At 46.9% G+C, this 908-nt stretch carries 1 protein-coding gene; it reads left to right on the plus strand.

Annotated features, from left to right (window positions below):
- Nucleotides 1–908, plus strand: a 908-nt coding sequence (locus BQ5209_RS10100; protein WP_143421911.1) for a DUF2345 domain-containing protein, incomplete at both ends; no start/stop codon positions are given.

Consider the following 908-nt stretch of genomic DNA (forward strand, 5'->3'; position numbering starts at 1 on the left):
AGTCAGTGGCACGTTACCTGCCAGAGTCACCAGTCCAGACAATGACACTTATGGCTATATTGATACCCAAGGGCGTTACCGAGTTAAATTTAACGTAGACTTAAAAGAATGGAAAAGTGGCAGTGAAAGCTTATGGGTACGTTTAGCTAAACCTTATGCGGGTAACACCTATGGCTTTCACTTCCCGTTAATTGACGGCACCGAAGTGGCCATCGCCTTTATGCAGGGCAATCCTGATAGGCCTTATATCGCCCATGCGATGCATGACAGTGCTCATCCTGACCTCGTTACTACCATTAACAAACACCGCAATGTGATTCGCACGCCAGCTAATAACAAACTGCGCATGGATGATAAGCGCGGGCAAGAGCATATCAAAATTGCCACCGAATACGGCAAAACCCAACTTAATATTGGTCACCTAGTTAACCAAAACAAAGAAGCGCGAGGTGAAGGGTTTGAACTGCGCACTGACGAATGGGGCGCCATTGCTGCTAACAAAGGCTTATACTTAACCACGCAAACCGAGCCGAAAGCGCAAGGCAAACAACTCGATATGCAAGCGGCGATTACCGAACTTGAAAATGCCCTCTCTATTGCCAAAGCGCTACAAAATGCGGCTACTCAGTCCAAGGCGCACAGCGCCGATACCGACAGCCAAGACCAACTTAAAGCCAACTTAACTCAGCTAACCCAAAGTGGCATTTTAGCCTATGCGCAAGAAGGCATCGCTTTAACCAGCCCTGAAAATATTCAACTGACAACAGCTAACAGCCTGACCTTAACCAGCGAACATCAAACCGACATTAATGCGTTACAAAACATTACCCTTTCATCGGCTGAAGCGATTGGCTTATTTGCCCAAAAATCGGGCATGAAACTGTTTGCCAACCAAGGCGATATTGAAG

This window comes from Gilliamella mensalis (assembly GCF_900103085.1).
GTDB lineage: Bacteria > Pseudomonadota > Gammaproteobacteria > Enterobacterales > Orbaceae > Gilliamella > Gilliamella mensalis.